The sequence below is a fragment of the Rhizobium sp. BR 249 genome, assembly GCF_047445895.1.
Taxonomy (GTDB): domain Bacteria; phylum Pseudomonadota; class Alphaproteobacteria; order Rhizobiales; family Rhizobiaceae; genus Rhizobium.
On sequence record NZ_JARWKX010000007.1, the window covers coordinates 1 to 19,240 of the forward strand.

General features: G+C 60.6%; 19 protein-coding genes, 1 tRNA gene and 1 pseudogene. 10 read left to right on the forward strand and 11 right to left on the reverse strand.

The window, feature by feature from the left end; all coding sequences use genetic code 11:
* Positions 1-195 precede the first annotated feature (195 nt).
* Positions 196-1,848, forward strand: coding sequence for a choline dehydrogenase (gene betA, locus QD408_RS08470; RefSeq protein ID WP_414139017.1), 1,653 nt, complete (start codon positions 196-198; stop codon positions 1,846-1,848).
* A gap of 71 nt (positions 1,849-1,919) precedes the next feature.
* Here betA and QD408_RS08475 read toward each other — a convergent pair whose 3' ends face one another.
* From QD408_RS08475 to QD408_RS08495, 5 genes are all read right to left on the reverse strand, one after another.
* On the reverse strand, positions 1,920-2,327 hold the full coding sequence (locus tag QD408_RS08475) for a helix-turn-helix domain-containing protein (RefSeq protein ID WP_088680768.1): 408 nt from the start codon (positions 2,325-2,327) through the stop codon (positions 1,920-1,922).
* Positions 2,328-2,331: 4 nt separating this feature from the next.
* A complete protein-coding gene (locus QD408_RS08480) occupies positions 2,332-2,619 on the reverse strand; it encodes a type II toxin-antitoxin system HigB family toxin (protein WP_088680767.1) in 288 nt (95 codons plus the stop codon).
* Positions 2,620-2,714: 95 nt separating this feature from the next.
* A complete protein-coding gene (locus QD408_RS08485; RefSeq protein ID WP_088680766.1) occupies positions 2,715-3,185 on the reverse strand; it encodes a DUF6644 family protein in 471 nt (156 codons plus the stop codon).
* Positions 3,186-3,194: 9 nt separating this feature from the next.
* On the reverse strand, positions 3,195-3,581 hold the full coding sequence (locus QD408_RS08490; RefSeq protein ID WP_088680765.1) for a DUF6152 family protein: 387 nt from the start codon (positions 3,579-3,581) through the stop codon (positions 3,195-3,197).
* A gap of 119 nt (positions 3,582-3,700) precedes the next feature.
* Entirely contained in the window at positions 3,701-4,147 is a 447-nt protein-coding gene (locus tag QD408_RS08495; RefSeq protein WP_088680764.1) for an RrF2 family transcriptional regulator, read from the reverse strand.
* 420 nt (positions 4,148-4,567) lie between these two features.
* Here QD408_RS08495 and QD408_RS08500 point away from each other — a divergent pair, with 420 nt between their 5' ends.
* Genes QD408_RS08500 through cysN form a run of 3 tightly spaced genes read left to right on the forward strand, consistent with a single transcriptional unit; the run spans position 4,568 to position 7,768 of the window.
* Positions 4,568-5,311, forward strand: coding sequence for a phosphoadenylyl-sulfate reductase (locus QD408_RS08500; RefSeq protein WP_088680763.1), 744 nt, complete (start codon positions 4,568-4,570; stop codon positions 5,309-5,311).
* A 17-nt stretch (positions 5,312-5,328) separates the two neighbouring features.
* Entirely contained in the window at positions 5,329-6,282 is a 954-nt protein-coding gene (gene cysD / locus QD408_RS08505) for a sulfate adenylyltransferase subunit CysD (protein ID WP_088680762.1), read from the forward strand.
* A gap of 1 nt (position 6,283) precedes the next feature.
* On the forward strand, positions 6,284-7,768 hold the full coding sequence (cysN, locus tag QD408_RS08510; RefSeq protein WP_088680761.1) for a sulfate adenylyltransferase subunit CysN: 1,485 nt from the start codon (positions 6,284-6,286) through the stop codon (positions 7,766-7,768).
* A gap of 40 nt (positions 7,769-7,808) precedes the next feature.
* Here the strand turns inward: cysN and QD408_RS08515 are convergent, their stop codons facing one another.
* Positions 7,809-8,846, reverse strand: a complete 1,038-nt coding sequence (locus QD408_RS08515; protein ID WP_414139018.1) for a LacI family DNA-binding transcriptional regulator — start codon at positions 8,844-8,846, stop codon at positions 7,809-7,811.
* Between the two features lie 511 nt (positions 8,847-9,357).
* Between QD408_RS08515 and QD408_RS08520 the strand changes: the two genes are divergently transcribed.
* Positions 9,358-10,860 carry a DegQ family serine endoprotease gene (locus QD408_RS08520; RefSeq protein WP_414139019.1) on the forward strand — a complete coding sequence of 501 codons (1,503 nt, stop codon included), beginning with the start codon at positions 9,358-9,360 and terminating at the stop codon, positions 10,858-10,860.
* Between the two features lie 51 nt (positions 10,861-10,911).
* On the opposite strand, the gene QD408_RS08525 is transcribed toward QD408_RS08520, so the two are convergent.
* Complete coding sequence (locus tag QD408_RS08525) at positions 10,912-12,318, reverse strand: PLP-dependent aminotransferase family protein (protein ID WP_414139020.1); 1,407 nt, start codon at positions 12,316-12,318, stop codon at positions 10,912-10,914.
* A 101-nt stretch (positions 12,319-12,419) separates the two neighbouring features.
* Here QD408_RS08525 and QD408_RS08530 point away from each other — a divergent pair, with 101 nt between their 5' ends.
* Positions 12,420-13,079, forward strand: a complete 660-nt coding sequence (locus QD408_RS08530; protein ID WP_414139117.1) for a GNAT family N-acetyltransferase — start codon at positions 12,420-12,422, stop codon at positions 13,077-13,079.
* A gap of 420 nt (positions 13,080-13,499) precedes the next feature.
* Positions 13,500-13,700, forward strand: coding sequence for a hypothetical protein (locus QD408_RS08535; RefSeq protein WP_088680757.1), 201 nt, complete (start codon positions 13,500-13,502; stop codon positions 13,698-13,700).
* 25 nt (positions 13,701-13,725) lie between these two features.
* Here the strand turns inward: QD408_RS08535 and QD408_RS08540 are convergent, their stop codons facing one another.
* On the reverse strand, positions 13,726-13,911 hold the full coding sequence (locus QD408_RS08540) for a hypothetical protein (RefSeq protein WP_088680756.1): 186 nt from the start codon (positions 13,909-13,911) through the stop codon (positions 13,726-13,728).
* A 446-nt stretch (positions 13,912-14,357) separates the two neighbouring features.
* Between QD408_RS08540 and QD408_RS08545 the strand changes: the two genes are divergently transcribed.
* Entirely contained in the window at positions 14,358-15,494 is a 1,137-nt protein-coding gene (locus tag QD408_RS08545; RefSeq protein WP_414139021.1) for a hypothetical protein, read from the forward strand.
* Between the two features lie 123 nt (positions 15,495-15,617).
* On the opposite strand, the gene QD408_RS08550 is transcribed toward QD408_RS08545, so the two are convergent.
* A tRNA-Pro gene (locus QD408_RS08550) sits at positions 15,618-15,694 on the reverse strand.
* A 263-nt stretch (positions 15,695-15,957) separates the two neighbouring features.
* On the opposite strand from QD408_RS08550, the gene QD408_RS08555 reads away from it, so the two are divergent.
* Positions 15,958-16,365, forward strand: a complete 408-nt coding sequence (locus tag QD408_RS08555; protein WP_088680754.1) for a hypothetical protein — start codon at positions 15,958-15,960, stop codon at positions 16,363-16,365.
* 146 nt (positions 16,366-16,511) lie between these two features.
* On the opposite strand, the gene QD408_RS08560 is transcribed toward QD408_RS08555, so the two are convergent.
* The gene (locus QD408_RS08560) at positions 16,512-17,450 is read right to left on the reverse strand and encodes a LysR substrate-binding domain-containing protein (protein WP_414139022.1); all 939 of its coding nucleotides are present in this window, start codon (positions 17,448-17,450) and stop codon (positions 16,512-16,514) included.
* 205 nt (positions 17,451-17,655) lie between these two features.
* On the opposite strand from QD408_RS08560, the pseudogene QD408_RS08565 reads away from it, so the two are divergent.
* Positions 17,656-18,656: pseudogene (locus tag QD408_RS08565) on the forward strand (glycine betaine ABC transporter substrate-binding protein).
* A 169-nt stretch (positions 18,657-18,825) separates the two neighbouring features.
* Here QD408_RS08565 and QD408_RS08570 read toward each other — a convergent pair.
* Complete coding sequence (locus QD408_RS08570) at positions 18,826-19,170, reverse strand: hypothetical protein (RefSeq protein ID WP_414139023.1); 345 nt, start codon at positions 19,168-19,170, stop codon at positions 18,826-18,828.
* Positions 19,171-19,240: the final 70 nt, after the last annotated feature.

Below are 19,240 nucleotides of genomic sequence, written 5' to 3' on the forward strand. Positions count from 1 at the left end.
CCAAAACCCCTCCCCAACCCCTCCCCACAAGGGGGAGGGGCTAATATGCGGCACCGGCTTTCCCTCCTTCGATCTCAGCACTTGCAGCGTTGATTTTGTAGCGAGACAGTTCCGCAAGTTAAGCCCCTCCCCCTTGTGGGGAGGGGTTTGGGGCGGGGTCTTCGGGATCGTTACAAAAGAATCCAAGGGAACGTCATGCAACAAGCAGATTTCATCATCATCGGCTCCGGCTCCGCCGGTTCGGCCCTCGCCTACCGCTTGTCCGAAGACGGCAAGAACAGTGTGCTCGTCATCGAGGCGGGCGGCAGCGATTTCGGGCCGTTCATCCAGATGCCGGCAGCGCTTGCCTGGCCGATGAGCATGAAGCGCTATAACTGGGGCTATCTTTCCGAGCCGGAGCCGAACCTCAACAATCGGCGCATCACCGCGCCGCGCGGCAAGGTGATCGGCGGCTCCTCCTCGATCAACGGCATGGTCTATGTGCGCGGCCATGCCGAGGACTTCAACCGCTGGGAAGAGCTCGGAGCCAGCGGCTGGGCCTATGCTGACGTCCTCCCTTATTTCAAGCGGATGGAACATTCGCACGGCGGCGAGGATGGCTGGCGCGGCGCGGACGGGCCGCTGCACGTCCAGCGCGGCGGCTTCACCAATCCGCTGTTCCGCGCCTTCGTCGAGGCCGGCAAACAGGCGGGTTTCGAAACGACGGAGGACTATAACGGCAGCAAGCAGGAAGGTTTCGGACTGATGGAGCAGACCATCTTCCGCGGCCGCCGCTGGTCTGCCGCCAATGCCTATCTGAAACCGGCGCTGAAGCGGCAAAATGTCGAGATCGTCTATGGGCTCGCGCGCAAGATCGTGATCGAGGACGGACGGGCGACAGGCGTCGAGATCGAACGTGGCGGCAAGATCGAAGTGGTGAAGGCGAACCGCGAGGTGATCGTCTCTGCCTCCTCCTTCAACTCGCCGAAGCTCTTGATGCTGTCGGGCATCGGACCGGCCGAGCATCTCAAGGAGATGGGCATCGAGGTGAAGGTGGACAGGCCGGGCGTCGGCGCCAACCTGCAGGACCATATGGAGTTCTACTTCCAGCAGGTCAGCACCAAGCCGGTGTCGCTCTATTCCTGGCTGCCGTGGTTCTGGCAGGGTGTGGCAGGCGCCCAATGGCTGCTCTCCAAGGGCGGGCTCGGCGCTTCCAACCAGTTCGAAGCCTGCGCCTTCCTGCGCTCGGCGCCGGGGCTGAAGCAGCCCGACATCCAGTATCATTTCCTCCCCGTTGCGATCAGCTATGACGGCAAGGCGGCGGCGAAAAGCCACGGCTTCCAGGTTCATGTCGGCTACAACCTGTCGAAATCGCGCGGCAGCGTGACGCTGCGCTCCGCCGATCCCAAGGCAGACCCGGTGCTGCGCTTCAACTATATGAGCCATCCGGAAGATTGGGAAAAATTCCGCCATTGCGTGCGGCTGACCCGCGAGATCTTCGGGCAGTCAGCCTTCGATCACTATCGCGGGCCGGAAATCCAGCCGGGCGAAGGCGTCCGGAGCGACGATGAGATCGATGCCTTCCTGCGCGAACATCTGGAAAGCGCCTATCATCCCTGCGGCACCTGCAAGATGGGGGCCAAGGACGATCCGATGGCGGTAGTCGATCCGCAGACGCGTGTGATCGGCGTCGACGGCTTACGCGTCGCCGACAGCTCGATCTTCCCGCACGTCACCTACGGCAACCTCAACGGCCCGTCGATCATGACCGGCGAGAAGGCGGCGGATCACATTCTCAGCAAACAGCCGCTGGCACGCTCGAACCAGGAGCCGTGGAGCAATCCAAGGGCGGCGGTCAGTGATCGATGATGGCTGAGCGTTGGAGCCTTTCCTCATCAGCCGCTGTCGTCATGCCGCCTCTTCTGCTGTGAACCCCGTCGTCAAAGCGAGAGAAATACTGATGCCGGAATGAGAAATCGCTCGCTCAGCGCGCGCGCTTGCCGAAGATTGATTTGCCGTTTTCCACTCAGAATTTCGGATACGACGGACTGAGCGCCGAGTTCCGGCATCTCGGACTGGCCAAGCCCCCGCTCTGCCATGATATAACGCAACGCATCGGCTCCGGTCGCGGGAGGCATTGGCCGGGTTTTCTCGTCATAGGCCTCGACAAGATCCGCCATGCGCGATGCAAGCAACGCCAAGGGATGATCCTCATCGTCACCCACTTCAGCGAGGATCTCGTCAAGCTGCTCCACGAGACGATCATACTCAGCCTCATTGGCCGGCATGGCAAGAAGAGGGGCAACGTGCGTCCAGTGCTCGCTTACCAGTCTTACAAGTGCGCTCATCGGCTTAACCCTTCCATGCTCCCTTGTCATATTCCGCGTGGTCCATGATCCGCTGAATATAGACCTTTCTGAATCTGTAATGCACCACCGCGACCAAGCGGAGCTTATTGCCGCCAATGTCGAATACGTGGTGCCGCCCGACCTTATCTGTCGCTGGAAACAGTGATTTCATGTCAGCGAAATCCGTCGGCTCCGCCGACTTCATCAACCGATACCAGGTATCCAGAGCATTGGCCGTTTGAGGCCATCGGTCTTTCGCTTCCCAAATCTTTTTCTGCGTGATGATGTGCATAATCCGGAAGCGTTCATCGCATTTTGCTATGTGAAATTTAACGCAACTGCCTCCTCATAGCAAGTTGCTATAGACCGTCTGTGATTGGTGATGTTTCAGAGAAATCCGATCCACCGCCCGGCCAATACGGCAGCGATCCAAATTGCGGCCGACAGGGCTGCAGAGAAGCGCAGGCCAGGATGGATGAGGCCGGTGGCGAGGAGCCCTTTCCACCCCCGCCCGACATGAACCGCCAGGAGGTTGAGAAGGCCGAGGCCGATCAGGCAGAGCTTGGCGAGGAAGGCGGGATTTGCGGCATATTCGAGCGGGCGGACGCTGAAGAGGCAGAAGCCGGTCGCGATCGCCAGGATGAGGCCGACACCGGCGGAGCGCGACAGGAACGGAGCGACGGCCTCGACGGGCACCTTGCGGAAGAAGCCGGCGAGTCTCAGATCGAGCGGCAGAATGGCGCCGACCAGCAGGCCGATCGCCAGAATATGCGCGGCATTGACGAACATATAGAGTGTCGCAGAGCGCCGGAGCGCGACTGCGGGCGCCGTCGCCGCCAGCCATTCGAGAACGTCCATGACGGCAGGTCAGTTCGTCCGGATGCGATCGGGATAAATATCGTAGCGCTTCTCGCCGATCGTGATGCGCACGGCCTTCATCCGCTTCTCCTTCGGGTCCTGCGAACGGTTTCCGAGGGCCACGACCTGGTCGCCGGGCTTTGCAACGCCCTCCACGAAACCGGAGCGTTCCGTCTGGCGCGGATTGCCGAGTTCGACCCGCCACACGCCGTCATCGGCGGTCGCGACGTCGAGCGTCGGATGCGGCCCACCCATGGTTATCGTCTGGATGGTGCCGCGCAGCTCGATCTGGTCCGCCTCGGCCCAGGACCAGCCATGATGAGCGGCCGCACCCGTTGCAAACGCGGCCGTCAGCCCGACAGCAGCGAGCATACGCTTCCATGAACGTGCAGACATTGATGTTCTCCCTACCCGAATGGACAGGCAGGTGGAGCATCGCGACGCTAAGAAAAGGCGTTTCACCAAATCTTGAAGAAAGACGGGCGCAGTTACGCGTTTTCCTCAAGCCGGATGGCTTAGGCAAGAAGCCGGGTGACCTCGGCGCTATGGGCGGGCTGGGCGGCATCGGCGATGGTCGTCGAGAACAGCACCTTGCGGGTGGCATCGGCCACCTTGGCGAAGACATGGCGGATCTGGCAGCTCTGTTCGCCGTCGCAATCGTCGCACTTCCGGTAGGCGGTGATCGACAGGCAGGGAAGCGGGGCGATCGGGCCGTCGATGATGCGCAGGATCTCGCCGAAGGTGATGGCGTGGGCCGGCTTGAGCAAGAGATAACCGCCCTGCTTGCCGCGACGGCTGACGACGATGCCGTGATGCTTCAGGTCGAGCAGGATCTGTTCGAGAAACTTCTTCGGGATCTTCTGCTGCGCTGCGATATCGGAAATCATCACCGGTTCGTCGGCATCGGCATCAGCCAAAACCGTGAGCGCCCGCAGCGCATATTTCGCCTTTTGCGTAATCATCTCAGACCATCGACACACACAGGCAGCGCGAATCTTCGCACTGCTTCAAGATTACTTTTGCCTCTATTGCACAGTCAGCATGAACGGAATTTGAACGCGCCGGAGAAAGACTTGAGAGACAAGCACTTCGGCCTTGTTTTTCATTCTTGGCCAAGCCCAAACAATCTATGCCAAAACAGCGGGTCCTGCACCTTTTTCGGCATCAATTCAGATTTCCGATTGACAGGCTGCGTGTAACTCTACTATTTTTATAGACATTCAAGCCGCCGACGTGGATTTCTGTCCGCGGGCGGCTGCTTTTCTGCATTGCGGCAGCTTCGGAGAGATATTTGCTCCTCCGGCCGCAGCTTTCGAAATCCCTTTTTCTGTCCGATCCATGATCGAACTGCGATACTCCCGGTAACAACGGACAGGATTCTCATGACTGCTACCAATCCTATTGCAGAAGCCGAGGCGCTGAACGACAAGCTGGCAGGCCTCGACCTCGCCGGACGTCTGTCGCTGGTCTCCGGCCTTGGCGGCCGCGTGGTGTTCACCACCTCGCTCGGCATCGAGGACCAGGTCATATCAGCCGAGATCGGCACGCACCGCCTGCCGATCGATGTCGCGACGTTACAGACCGGCCGGCTGTTTCCCGAAACGCTTTCGCTGATCGACGAGACCGAGAGCCAGTACGACATCCATATCCATCGCTACGAACCCGAACAGGCCGATATCGACGCCTACGCGGCGAAGTACGGCATGAACGGTTTCTACGAAAGCGTCGAAGCCAGGCATGCCTGTTGCGGCGTGCGCAAGCTGAAGCCGCTTGCGCGCGCACTCGAAGGTGCTGCGATCTGGATCACCGGCCTGCGCCGCGGCCAGTCGGCCAACCGCGCCGAAACGCCGTTTGCCGAATATGACGCCGAACGCCACCTTTTGAAGGTCAACCCGCTCGCCGATTGGGACATCGACAAGATCAAGGCCTTCGTCACCGACAATGGCGTGCCTATCAATCCGATGCATGCCCGCGGCTATCCCTCGATCGGCTGCGAGCCCTGCACCCGCGCCATCAAGCCGGGCGAGCCGGAACGCGCCGGCCGCTGGTGGTGGGAACAGGATGAGAAGCGCGAATGCGGCCTGCATGTCGCCGAAGAGGCGACTCCGATCGCCGTGCAGCAATAAGAAGTCTGGAGTACGAAATGCCCGATACCCGTCAGGATACTGAACTGACCAATCCGCAAAGTGCCAAGCCGCCGCTCGACCCGCATCTGAAAGCGCTGGAAAACGAAGCGATCCACATCTTCCGCGAAGTTGCCGCCGAATTCGAGCGTCCCGTGATGCTCTATTCGATCGGCAAGGATTCCTCCGTGCTGCTGCACCTTGCCCGCAAGGCCTTTTATCCCGGCCGCGTGCCCTTCCCGCTGCTGCACGTCAACACGGGCTGGAAGTTCGCGGAGATGATCACCTTCCGCGACGAGATCGTGAAGAAATACGATCTCGACCTGATCGAGCACATCAATCCGCGCGGTGCGGCCGAAAACATCACGCCGTTCACCTACGGCTCGGCCCGCTATACCGACGTCATGAAGACGGAAGCGCTGCGCAACGCGCTTGACGCCGGCCAGTACGACGCGGCTTTCGGCGGCGCGCGGCGCGACGAGGAAGCCTCGCGCGCCAAGGAGCGCATCTACTCCTTCCGCACGCCCGACCATCGCTGGGATCCGCGCAACCAGCGCCCTGAGCTGTGGAACGTCTATAACGGCCAGATCCGCAAGGGCGAAAGCGTTCGCGTCTTCCCGCTGTCGAACTGGACCGAGGTCGATATCTGGCGCTACATCCAGGCCGAAGAGATCCCGATCGTGCCGCTCTATTTCGCCGCCAAGCGCCCCTATGTCGAGCGCGACGGCATGATGATCGCGGCATCCGATCCGCGCCTCGAACTGCTGCCCGGCGAAACGAAGCAGGAAGACTTCATCCGCTTCCGCACGCTCGGCTGCTTCCCGCTGACGGGCGCGATCCGCTCGACGGCCACCACCCTCGAAGACATCATCGCGGAGCTTGAGATCGCTACGGTTTCCGAGCGCCAGGGCCGCGCCATCGACCGCGACCAGTCCGGTTCCATGGAAAAGAAGAAGCGTGAAGGATATTTCTGAGATGACCGCAGCAATTCCCGCAAACGTCGTCGCCGTGCCCGCCGCCGAGCCTCTCAAGGCCGTGCGCGACTCGCGCCCGTTGCGCCTCATCACCTGCGGCAGCGTCGATGACGGCAAGTCCACCCTGATCGGTCGCCTGCTCTGGGATACCAAAGCGGTCAAGGAAGATCAGGCGGCAACGCTTCGCCGCGATTCCACCGGCAAGCAGAACGATCTCGGCCTGCCCGATTTCGCGCTGCTGCTCGATGGCCTGCAGGCCGAGCGCGAACAGGGCATCACCATCGATGTCGCCTATCGCTACTTCTCGACCGACAAGCGTTCCTTCATCGTCGCCGACACGCCCGGACACGAGCAGTACACTCGCAACATGGCGACCGGCGCATCCACAGCCGATCTCGCCGTGCTGCTGGTCGATGCCCGTGCCGGCATCCTCGAACAGACGCGCCGTCATGCGACGATCGCTTCTCTGCTCGGCATCAAGCAGTTCGTGCTTGCCGTCAACAAGATCGACCTGACGAACTACGACCGCGCCGGTTTCGACAAGATCACCCATGAGTTCAAGGAATTCGCGCTGTCGCTTGGCGTCAAGCAGATCACCGCGATCCCGATGTCGGCACTGAAGGGCGAAAACGTCGTTTACTCCGGCCAGGCTGCCATGCCCTGGTATAACGGCCCGACGCTGGTCGAGACGCTGGAGCATGCCACCGTGCGATCCGGCCAGACCACCGGTTTCCGCCTCTCGGTACAGCGCGTCTCGCGCCCCGGCGAAAGCTTCCGCGGCTATCAGGGCACGGTTGCGGGCGGCTCGGTGAAGCCGGGCGACAGCGTCATGATCCTGCCGTCCGGCATGGTCGCCAACGTCACCAAGATCGTCACCTTCGATTTGGTGCGCAATGCCGCGGTTACAGGCGATGCGATCACGCTCGTGCTCGACCGCCAGGTGGACGTGGCGCGCGGCGATATGATCGTTTCGATCGACAGCCAGCCGCAGACCGGCCTTGCCTTCGACGCGCAGGTCGTTGCCCTGCAGCCGGAAGGCATCGAAGCCGGCAAGCGTTACTGGCTGAAGAGCGGTTCGCGCCGCCAGCGTGTTCAGGTGGAACCGGTCAGCCAGCTCGAGTTGAAGACCGGCACGTGGAACGCCGCCCAGCGGCTTTACATGAACGCCATCGGCAAGGTGCGCCTCGTGTTCGACGAAGCCGCGATCTTCGATCCCTATGAGCAGAACCGCGCCACCGGCTCCTTCATCCTGATCGACCCGGAAACCAACAACACCATCGCCGGCGGCATGGTGACCGGCAAGCGTGCCGATGTCAGCGGCCTGCATGGCAGCGACGCGCGCGTGATCCTGTCGCTCCCGGCCGATCTTGCCGAGCAGATCATGGCAAGCGAACTGTTCGCCAACCGCAGTCATGAGGCAGAGGTTCGCCGGATGACGGCGTCGGAAGCGGCCGAGCTCTGGTCGAGCGCGGCAAGCGATATCTGAGATTGAAAAGGGGCCAAGCGGCCCCTTTTTTCATGGCGAATTATCGCGTCGAGCCGCGTGGAATGATGGAGAAGCCAATATTGACCTTGTCTTCATCAAGCGGTTCGTCGCGGATGGCGCGCAGCAGCATGTCGGCCACGCGATAACCGATATCGTGGCGCGGGATATACACCGTCGTCAGCGTCGGCTGGGTGAAGGCCGAAAATTCCAGATTGTTGAAACCGCAAATGCCAAAATCCTCCGGCACGCGGATGCCGCGCTCTTTGCATTCGATGAGGACGCCGAGCGCCAGTTCGTCGCTCTGGGCATAGACGGCATCGACATCGGGCACGCGCTGCAACAAACGGGAAAACAGTTCCCTGCCGAGGCCGATCCGGCTTGCCGCGTCCCCGCCGATGACGAGATCCTCGTCGAAACGCCCGGCCTCCCGCATCGCAGCCTGATAACCCTCTAGGCGACGGCGCGAGCGGACGTCGCCACCGCGGCCGACGAAGCCGATCCTGCCATAGCCCCGCGACAACAGAAAGCGGGTGGGTTCGACGCCTGCTGCATAATGATCGAGACCGACAACCAGCTTTTGCGGCTCCTGGCTGAGATCGGTGATATGGGCGATCGGACAGGGGGCGCCCTCGATAAGCGGCAGGAGATTGCGATAGGATTCGGCGCCGGCGATGATGACGCCGGCCGGCTTTTGCGTCAGGAAGGATTTCAGCAGACCGGCCTCCCCTTCGACATGATGCAGCGTGCTGGAATATTGCACGGTGAACTCGGTGCTGCGAAAGCGGTCCTCGATACCGGTCATCAGGCCGGTGAAACCGTACTGGTGCAGGGCAGGCGTGAGGACGCCGACGATGCCGTTGTGGCGGCCGGCCAGCGCGCGCGCCGCGAGATTGGGGATATAACCCATCTCCTCCACCACGCGCAGGATGGTCTCACGCAGATCCTCAGAGACGATTTCAGGATTGCGAAGCGCACGCGAAATCGTGATGGGACTGACGCCCACCTTCTTCGCCACATCGCTCAGCTTCACATGCGCCCCGCGCGTAGGCTTTTGCCCCGGCTCCACTGACTTTCTCATTACCCCTCGTAAGCCGCCGCGAGACTCGCCTGCCCTCGATTCGCAGCCTTCACTTTCTGAAGAAGAAATAATTTAGAGTCTACTAACATTTTATATTCGCAACGGAATCCCGGATTGAAATGCGAAGAGAGGGCAGCGGCATCGTCTATCCGGATTACGGGCGGCGGGAGCGATCGGATTACTCTCGGCGGGGAATAAGTTCATTATTTCAGGATGAAACCGTTGCCGGGAACGCGAGGCGGGCCGAAATTGCTGACGCGCGCCGGCAGCGTCGGGACAAAGATTAAATTCCGGAAATATCTTACAAATCGGCAATATAAACATGATCAATATTTAATTTGTAAAGCTGCCGCGCGAGATCATATGAATCCTCAACGCGAATTCTTCTATTCCCGTCGTCGCACAACCGCTTCCGAACAGAGGAATTGGCGCCAAACGCCATCCGACGCCAGGTCCATGACATGGAACCACGACGCCATCAAAGCCAACGCTCTCGCAAGGGACCATCCCCATGTCACATATTCTCAGCAAACATCGCGCCGCAGCGCTTGTCGGGGCCGCCATCATCGCCGGCGCTGCATGCCTGCCCTTCGCGGTCAACTCGTCCAGCGCCTTTGCCGCACCTTCGGATACCGGTGGTGTTCTTGCCGCCAGCGGCTCCTTCGCCTCCGTCGTCGACGCGGACAAGCCTGCCGTCGTCACCATCACCACGACGATGAAGGCGACCGACGTCAGCGCCGACCAGGAATCGCCGATGGACGAGCAGTTCCGTCAGTTCTTCGAGGACCAGGGCATCCCGCTGCCGCGCCCGGCGCCGCAACATCGGGGGTCCCAGCACGCGATGGCCCTCGGCTCCGGCTTCATCATCAATTCTGACGGCGTGATCGTGACCAACAATCATGTCATCGACAATGCCGTCGACATCAAGGTGACGCTCGACGACGGCACGGAGCTTCCGGCCAAGCTCATTGGCACCGACCCGAAATCCGATATCGCCGTTTTGAAGATCCAGGCGCCGAAGCCGCTTCAAACCATCGCCTGGGGCGATTCCGACAAGCTGAAACTCGGCGACCAGATCCTTGCGATCGGCAATCCTTTCGGCATCGGCACCACGGTGACGGCTGGCATCGTCTCGGCGCGCGGCCGCGACCTGCACAGCGGGCCCTATGACGATTTCATCCAGATCGACGCGCCGATCAACCATGGCAATTCCGGCGGGCCGCTGGTCGATCGTGACGGCAATGTCGTCGGCATCAATACCGCCATTTATTCGCCGAACGGCGGCAGCGTCGGCGTCGGCTTCGCCATCCCCTCCGACGAGGCCAAGGCGATCGTCGCCAAGCTGCAGAAGGACGGCTCGATCGATCACGGCTATCTCGGCGTGCAAATCCAGCCTGTGACGAAGGACGTTGCCGATGCCGTCGGCCTCGCCAAGACCGGCGGCGCGCTGGTTGCCGCCGTCACTGCCGATACGGCGGCAGCGCGCGCCGGCCTGAAGCCGGGTGATATCATTACCGCTGTCGGCAGCGAAACGGTGAAGACCCCGAAAGACCTGTCTCGCCTCGTCGCCGATCTTTCGCCGGGTGCGAAAGAATCCGTCAGCGTCTGGCGCGACGGCAAGACGATCGATCTCGGCGTCACCGTCGGCGGCAATGAAAACAGCCAGAAACAGGCAGCAGCCGAGAACTCCGACAGCCAGGGCCAGAACACCGGCCAACCGAGCCTCGGCATCGGGCTCGCCGACCTGACGCCGGACGTGCGTCAGCAGCTCGACCTGCCGCGCTCCGTCAGCGGCGCAGTCGTCGCCAGCGTCAACCCCGACAAGGCGGCCGCCGCCGCCGGCATCCAGTCGGGCGACGTCATCGTCTCGGTGAACGACAAGCCGGTCCACAACGCCCGTGACGTCAAGGCTGCGGTTGCGGAAGCCGGCAAGGCCGGCCGCAAGTCGGTGCTGCTGCTCATCGAGCGCGACGGCAACAAGACCTTCGTGGCCGTGCCTTTCGCCGCTGCCTGAACCGCATCGATAAGCCACTGCGCCCGGGCTTCTCCCCGGGCTCAGTCATTTTCAGCCGAGTACCGTTTTGAGGTCAGTTGCCAGCTTTTGAACGGCAGCAGGTTCGGCCTGCGAGATGCCGAAGAGAACGCCGCTGGCGGATTTGCCGATAAAGAAATCCGACATCGGCATCAGCCCATATCCTGAAGAATTCATCCTCGTGACGATTGCCCGGTCATCGGTCGCCCCGTCGCGAAACCAAGCCGCAAGCTGCAAGCCGCCATCGCCACCCGATACGGCAAGATGGTCTGAAAAATGCGAATTCAGCATCTCGATCGTGCGGGCCATACGATCGGCATATTGCAGGTTCATGCGCCTGACATAGGCGCGCAGCCTGCCCTCGTTGATGAAATCGGCAAGGGCCGCCTGAATATGGCTGGAGACGGCAACGCCCTTGCGCTGCAGCGCTTCCGACGCTTCGGCCACGAGCCAGCGCGGCACGACCGCATAGGCGACACGCAGGCCGGGCGCCAGAATCTTTGAGAAGGTGCCGACATAGGCCACGACGTCTGCCCGGTCGATTCCCTGCAAGGCAGCGATCTGGCGCGAGCCGTATTGAAAGTCACTGTCGTAATCATCTTCGACGATGAGGCTTCCATACCGTCGTGCTGTCTCCAGCAGCGCCAGCCGACGCGGCAGGCTGAGGGTAACTCCCGTCGGGTATTGATGGGACGGGGTTACGTAGACCAGCACCGGTTGCGGGCCTTGCGCCCTGGAAACGTCGATACCCTGCTCATCGCACGGGACCGGCACAATTTCAGCGCCGGCATCGCCGAGCAACGCGCGGGCGGTGGGATAACCGGGGTCTTCCATCCAAGCGACGGTGCTGGCGCTCCGTCTCAACATCGTTCTCGCCAGCATATCGATCGCTGCACGCGTGGAAGGCACGATCAGGATCTGCTCGGGAACGGCCACCACGCCGCGCGTCGTCGAAATATGTTCGAGAATGGCCTGGCGCAGCTCGAAAATGCCGGTCGCATTCTCATAACCGAGATGCTGGATGCGGAAGGAGCGGCTGCGGGCAGCAAGACAACGGCTCCAGACGGCGTGCGGAAAGTTCGATACGTCGGGCACGGCCGGCCTGAACAGGGCGTGATAGGGCGGCTTGTCCGGCCGCATCTCCTCGATGAGAGAACGGTCATCCACCCGCCGTTCGACCTGCATCCGCGCAAGGGCGGCAATGCGTGTCGCCGCACCGGCGGCGGCTTCGAGATAGCCCTCGGATTTCAAGCGGTCATAAGCCTCGACTGCGGTGGAGCGCGCGACACCCAGCGAGGCCGCAAAAGCGCGCGTCGAGGGCAGCTTTTGGCCGGCCGGGAGCTGGCCGAGCAGAATGCGGTCTCGGAGGCTTCGATAGATCTGGCCCGCAAGATCGCCTGCGCCGCGATCGAGCTCGAGCCATGTGGGTGCTGACGTCATTTTATCACTGGTCTTCTCAAAAGATCACAACTGGACTTTTACTCCAGTCCATTTGCGAGGCAAGACCAGCAAGGTTCGATGCAACAATGGACATGACGACGATGGATCTCTCCGACTGGAAGGCTGTGGCCCGCCCCGCCCGCGCCCCGATTGACGGCCGCTATACCCGCCTGGAACCGCTCGAGGCCGCAAAGCATGGCGCCGATCTTCTTCGCTCGGCGCAGCAGCCCGGCGCCGATGACCGCTTCCGCTATCTCTTTGAAGACGCACCTGCCGACATGGCAGCCCTCACCCCCTGGCTGACGAAGGCTGCGGCCAGCGAAGATCCGCTATTCCTCGCCGTCATCGACAAGGCGACGGGACGCGCGGAAGGCCGGCAGGGACTGATGCGCATCGATACCGCCAACGGTGTCATCGAGATCGGCAACATCCTCTGGGGACCGGCGATTGCCCGCACGCGCGTAGCAACGGAAGCGCTTTATCTCTGCGCCGCTTACGTCTTCGACACGCTCGGTTATCGCCGTTTCGAATGGAAGTGCAACAATCTCAACGAACCGTCGAAACGCGCCGCCGAGCGTTTCGGCTTCTCCTTCGAAGGCATCTTCCGCCAGCATATGGTGCAGAAGGGCCGCAATCGCGACACCGCCTGGTTTGCCATGACGGATGCGGATTGGCCGAAGCTCAAGGCAGGATACGAAGCATGGCTTTCGCCAGGCAATTTCGATGCCGACGGCCGGCAAAAGAGCAAGCTCAACTTCTGAACGAGCGCGAGCGACATCAAAGCCGTGGCCGCGGAAGCCGGCAGAGCCGGCCGTGAGCCTGGAAGCGGGCTTTTGGCCGATCGGGGCAAGCGTTAATGCCGGCGCCGAGGCCGGAGCGTGGAATGTTCAGCCTCGGTGCAGAAAGACCGCGCTTCTGTCCAGGAAAATGACAGACAAACAACGGTTGCACCGTAGCCTGACAGCCTCGCCTGAACGTCGATGCACAATCTCTGGGTGAATTAACCCTACTGGCTTACCTTAATATCAGCATCCGCTTGAATACCGCAGCCCCTGTGCCATCGTAGCCTTGCGATAATCATTTGGTCTCCAAGAGCGACACGCCATGGGGATCACGGCTCGACCCTTCGTGGAAGGCGGGCTTCTGCGCATGGCTCAGCAATGTCAGACGGAGGGTATGCCATGAACAACGTATTGGAATTTCGGGCAAAATGCTCACATGCCGACACTCTTTCCGATTGCCGGGGGGCGCTTGAATCGGCCGTGATGAAGATCGTCAGTGACGCTGTCAGCAAGGGATATTCGCCCGCTGAAGCAGCCATGGTGGTTGCCGATATCGCTGACGACTACATTCTCATGCTGTCGCGGCAACCACGGCACTGATGCGTATTCCGGACGCCTTCTCAACCTAACGCCACCTTGGCTGCCGCGGTGGAGCATTGGCCTGGATTTCATGGAGCGGCGCCCGATGGCCGAGGAGTTTCTTCAGCTTCTTCTCCTCCGCCGGGCCGATCCCGAACTTGCGGCAATGCTCGGCAATATCGTGTTCGCGAGGACCGGGGATACGAACTTGGCGATTGTTCATGGTCTTCATGGCTACTTCCTCCTGGAAGAAGAACTACCACGCCGCCGATTTGTTCGTTAGCGATCTCTAAATCTAGACCTTCAGGCGCTTCGACAGAATCTACGAGCTGCGAATCGGGATTGCCGCATCGGTGATCATGTTGATCCGGACGAACGCGAACCTGGCGATCCCGATCGAAAGCTGCCGAGCACCCATCAGAGCCGCCTTTGGCGAGATTGCGGACGGCAACGCGTTGGCTATCGGGGCCGTTTGTCGGAAATTCGGCTGGCAGTTTTCCTGGTGTCCATGCAAATGACGCGGCATCGCCTCAGATGGCCGCGAGTATCGGGGTCGATCGGGTAGGAGCACTGCTGTGCAGTGCGGCGCCGTATCAATCGGGAAAAGGCAAAATATAAGATAGCCCAGAAATGGTCTCCGCTATATATACACCCCTTGGATGAATGGGAGATCAATGAATGATCGTGTCGCGTTTGGGCGGGAAGCGAGTTCTTGCAGTTGCAATCTGTCTTGGGGCGGCGTTCATTGTGGGCGTCGCCGTTCAGAACTACAAGGCCACAACAAAGCTGAGAGCCGAGAATAAGCAGATCAACAAGCAGCTCGCCGCCATGTCGGAAAATCTGAAGCAGCTGACCGCGGTGGCGGAGAATCTGAAACAACTAGGCAATTTGCCCCTGGCTTATGCAGAGACGCCGGAAGGCTTGAAACTCGTTCCCGCCGAACATGGTGTGACAAAGGACGACCTTGATTTCGTCAAGCGCTTCAGAGGACCTCTCCTCGATCTGAAGACGAACTTCGAAACGACATCCCCCCGCGATATCAAAAAGCTTCTTCACTCTAGCTTGCTGGCAGAATTCGAGCGCGATCCGAGAAACTTGACCCTGGCAGAAACGAAGCGGAGGGCGTTCATCACGTTTGCCATGCTGCGAGTGAATGGGTCGATGCCGACTTATGAGGTCAGGGACACAGTCCCGAACGATTTCAAGAGCATGCTTTTGGGCACCAGCGGAAATTGTAGCGATTTCACGATCCGGGTCATGATGGTTGCCGAAGCACTAGGGCTGAAAGCCGCCCTGATTTCTGCCAACACGCCATCGCTGCCGGGTCACGTCTTTGCTGACGTCTACGATCCGGAAGAAGATACCGCATATATGCTGGACGCAAATTTCAATGTTCTGATCGCAAGAGAACACACGCAGGGACGCGGCTTTTTTGAAACACTTCTCGCCAGCAACCAGGTTGATCAGGACAACTTCTCGCGGGTCGCCAGCGTAAAGGCGTTGCCCGTTTACTTCAGGTACGTCGATCCCGGTGAGAAGGGCTTGTATGGCACTCCCTTGACCGCGAGCTATATCAATGAGATCCGCAGCAAGCGCGAGGACACCTGGCGCCAATGGACATCGCAGGATCTGGACGATCTCGTGGATTGGTGGAAGCGTATTCCCGATAATCGGCCTCGCACACTGGCCGAGTTTGAGGTGTATCTGACCAAAATCCCTGACGAGTTCGACTCATCCGGAGATTACGCGGCTCGCCTTCGGACGGTTGCTGAAGTCGAACTGCCTGAGCCCGCCAAGTTGGCTCAGACCAAGTGAGCATCTAAGGCTCACTTTTGCGGCAACGTCGCCGCTCCGAACTACAGGACGACACGCGCGTTCCCATGCTTTTATACAGCAATGCCCAAGAATGAAAAACCCCGCCGAAGCGGGGTTTCTAGCTGGTCGGAGTGGAGTGATTCGAACACTCGACCCCCACGTCCCGAACGTGGTGCGCTACCAGACTGCGCTACACTCCGTGACCAGCGGCGCTTCTATAGAACAGCCTATCTGGTTGCACAAGCACCAAATTCCAAAAAATCGGTGGAATTTTTGACGGGGGCGTGACAGGCCTCGAACGGCAGCTGCTGCTGCAAAAAGACACACCCGAAGCAAATCGAACGGAAGTGTAAAAGGGCCAATTTTCTTTTGCCGGGTTCCGCGCTAAAGGGCTCGGCGGGACAGGCGAAACCGCCGTGATGGCGGCCTCGCAGCCAATGCGCTAGAGATCAGGGACGACACGATGAAACTCCGCACTATGACCGCGGCCGGGCTTGCGATTGCGCTCGCCGGATGCACGACCATTCCTTCCGCCGGCAATCCGATCGAGGCCCGCTGGGTCGGCAAGTCGGCCGGCATCTTCTTTGCCGCCTTCGGCCCGCCGATCAGCGACCGCGAGGAAGGCGCCTCCACCATCTATACATGGCGCGGCGGCTACAAGACCGTGCGCATTCCGGCGAAATACGCCGAAGGCGCCGACGGCAAGCGCGGCAAGCAGATTTCCGCCGCCCGCACCGCCTATCTGCGCTGCCAAGCCGAAATCACCACCAGCTCCGACTACACGATCCGCGACATCCGCACCGTCGCCGACATCCCCGGCGTCAACGGCCCGTCCTATTGCGCCGAGTTCCTGGCGCCCGAACAGAAGTAACGGGCGCTTTATTCGAGACACCTCACAGGCGGCCGCAATTGCCGCCTGTTTTCGTTTGTCGTCGCCGTCTATCCGCTCGCCGCGCCGCCCGTTCTTGACCTCAGGCTGAAGAAGCCGGAGGTGGCGTGCAGCACTTCCTGACGGTCTCAGGAGGGCGCTTTACCGCAGGGCATCGGCACTCGTCTTTCCTCCTCGGCGATCCCCCTGATCCAGTCGCGCAGCGACGCGGCAGCGGGAGGCAGCGCGCGGGTGCTGTTCCAGGTGAGGTAATAGGCCCCGGGATCGGGAACGACCAGATCGGTGAAGCGCACCAGATCCCCCTTTTCGATGAGGGGGGCGACCATACGGTGCCATCCGACGACCAGCCCCTGGTCGGCCATGGCAGCCTGGAGCGCCACGCTGAACTTGCCGAAACGTCTTCCGCTGGAGGCGTGATAGGGCACGCCGCCGCGCGCCAGCACCTCTTCCCAACCGGTCCAGCCGGGCTCGACCCACTCGACATTCAACAGCGGCAGATCGGCAAGATCTGCGGCCGAGGCGCCGGCATGCCTCTCCGCAAAACCCGGACTGCAGACCGGATAGAGACAGTCTTCAAAGAGAAATTCCGCCGTCTCGTTGATCCATTTGCCCGATCCGTAGCGGATGCGAAGCTCCAGCTGGGAGCGGTGGAAGATCTTGAAGCTGTCACCGATCAGGTGATCGACCGATATATCGGGGAAACGCCGCCAGAAATCTGGCATCCTGGGGATCAGCCACATCGTCCCGAACACGTCGCTGCAGGCAATGGTCACGTTGCGCGCGCTGTTTCCCTGCTTGATCGAATTGACGACATCGGAAGCCTTGGAGAAGCCGCTTGCCAAGGCCCGGTACAATTCCTCGGCAGGTGCGGTCAGCATCACCCCCTTGCCGGTGCGCACGAAAAGAGCGGCGCCGATTTCCTGCTCCATCGACTTGATCTGCCGGCTGACCGCCCCGGTGGTGACGTTGAGCTCGGCCGCCGCCAAGGTGAAATTGCCGTGCCGGGCGGAGGCCTCGAAGGTGGCAAGAGCTGTCAGGGACGGCAGACCATAGAAACGGCGAACCATCGATTTCTCCCATCCATCCCTGGCTGCATGCCGATAGCAGCGTTGATATTGCCGCACAGTAACCCAGCTATTCCGCCCTGTCTTGAGTTTAACTCAACACATGCCGGATTTTTATGTGCCTTGTCTTCAAGGCCTGCCTGCCGCTTTCATAGCGATCGTCGCGGCACTCTGACTTCTTGAGGCCGCAGAACAGAGGGAACAAAAAATGAAAAAATTGCTTGCATCCACATGTCTGCTGGCCGGCCTTGCCGGCGGCGCATCGCTTTCTCATGCGGCCGAATGCGGAGACGTGGTCTTGGCCGTCCACAATGCGCAGAGCGCCGAACTCCTGACCTTCGTCGACAAATTCATTCTTGAGAATGGTTACGGCTGCAACGTCGAAACCGTTCCCGGCGACACGGTGCCGACCACGACATCGATGGTGGAGAAGAGCGAACCCGACGTCTCATCCGAAACCTGGATCGACCTGCTGCCCGAGATCGTTCCGCGCGGTGTTCAGGAAGGCAAATCGTCTTCGGCGCCCCGGCCCTTCCCGATGGCGGCATTCAGGGCTGGTGGATCCCGAAATATCTGGCCGACGCCCATCCCGACATCAAGACCGTCGCGGATGCTCTTGCCCATCCCGAGCTCTTTCCCGACCAGGAAGACCCGAGCAAGGGCGTGATCTTCAACGGCGCCGAAGGCTGGGGGGCGACTGTCGTCACGACGCAGTTGTTCAAGGCGTACAAAGCCGCCGACAAGGGCTTCAATCTGATGAACCCGGGCTCGGCAGCCGGGCTCGACGGTGCAATCGCCAAGGCCTATGAACGCAAGGAAGGCTTCGTCACCTATTACTGGGCGCCGACGGCGCTGCTCGGGAAATATCAACTGGTGATGCTCAAGCAGAATGCTCCGGCTGATCCCGTCGAATGGAAGCGCTGCATCACCAACCTCGCCTGCCCCGATCCGAAGGTCGCCGACTGGCCGGTCGACAAGGTGATGACTGTCCTCACTAAGAAATTTGCCGACCGCACCAGCCCCGAAGTCATGGCCTATTTCAACAAGCGCGGCTGGAGCAACGACACCGTCGGCAAGATCATGGCGTGGGAAACGGAAAACCAGGGCACCGGCGAAGACGGCGCTAAGCGCTTCCTCGAACAAGACGAGGCCATCTGGTCGCAATGGATTCCGGCTGGTGTCGCCGAGAAAATAAAGGCCGCCCTTTAGTGAACGAGGAGAAGGTGGCTGCCGCCGCCTTCTTCCCGCCTGCGGGGAGAAGAGATATGCCGCGATCCCTCTGCTCGTAAGGTACGTCGCTTCTCCCCGCCAGACGAGTTCCGAAAGACAAGACGAGTGGCTCGGCCCTTTGATTTCGCGAAAGCGAGGTTAGTCCGCGCTACAGGCATTTAACCTGACCGGCTGCCGCATAAGCGGAATAATTGCAAAACAGCAATCCGATAATGAGGATCATGCCATGGCAGGCTGCCCGAAAGAACGAATGTCGACATATTGACGGACGAAAAATCGCTGCCACCACCACGGCGAGGCTGGGGGTCGCAATCGCCCAGAACAGCATGTTCAGCGGCGGGAAATACAGTAGAATGAGCCCCCAGCAGCTAGCATATTTGTCGGTACTGGCCGTCCGGTATGCCTGCAAAGCGAACGCTCCCCATAGCAAGACGTGGAGCAGGATCAGCGCCCATCTCCAGCCCTCCTTCGCTGTATCACGGCCAAATGCCATAGGAATTCTCTCCTAGATGCTTCGAAACTCGACCACCCGGCATGACGAAACGGATCAACGTTTGCTCGGT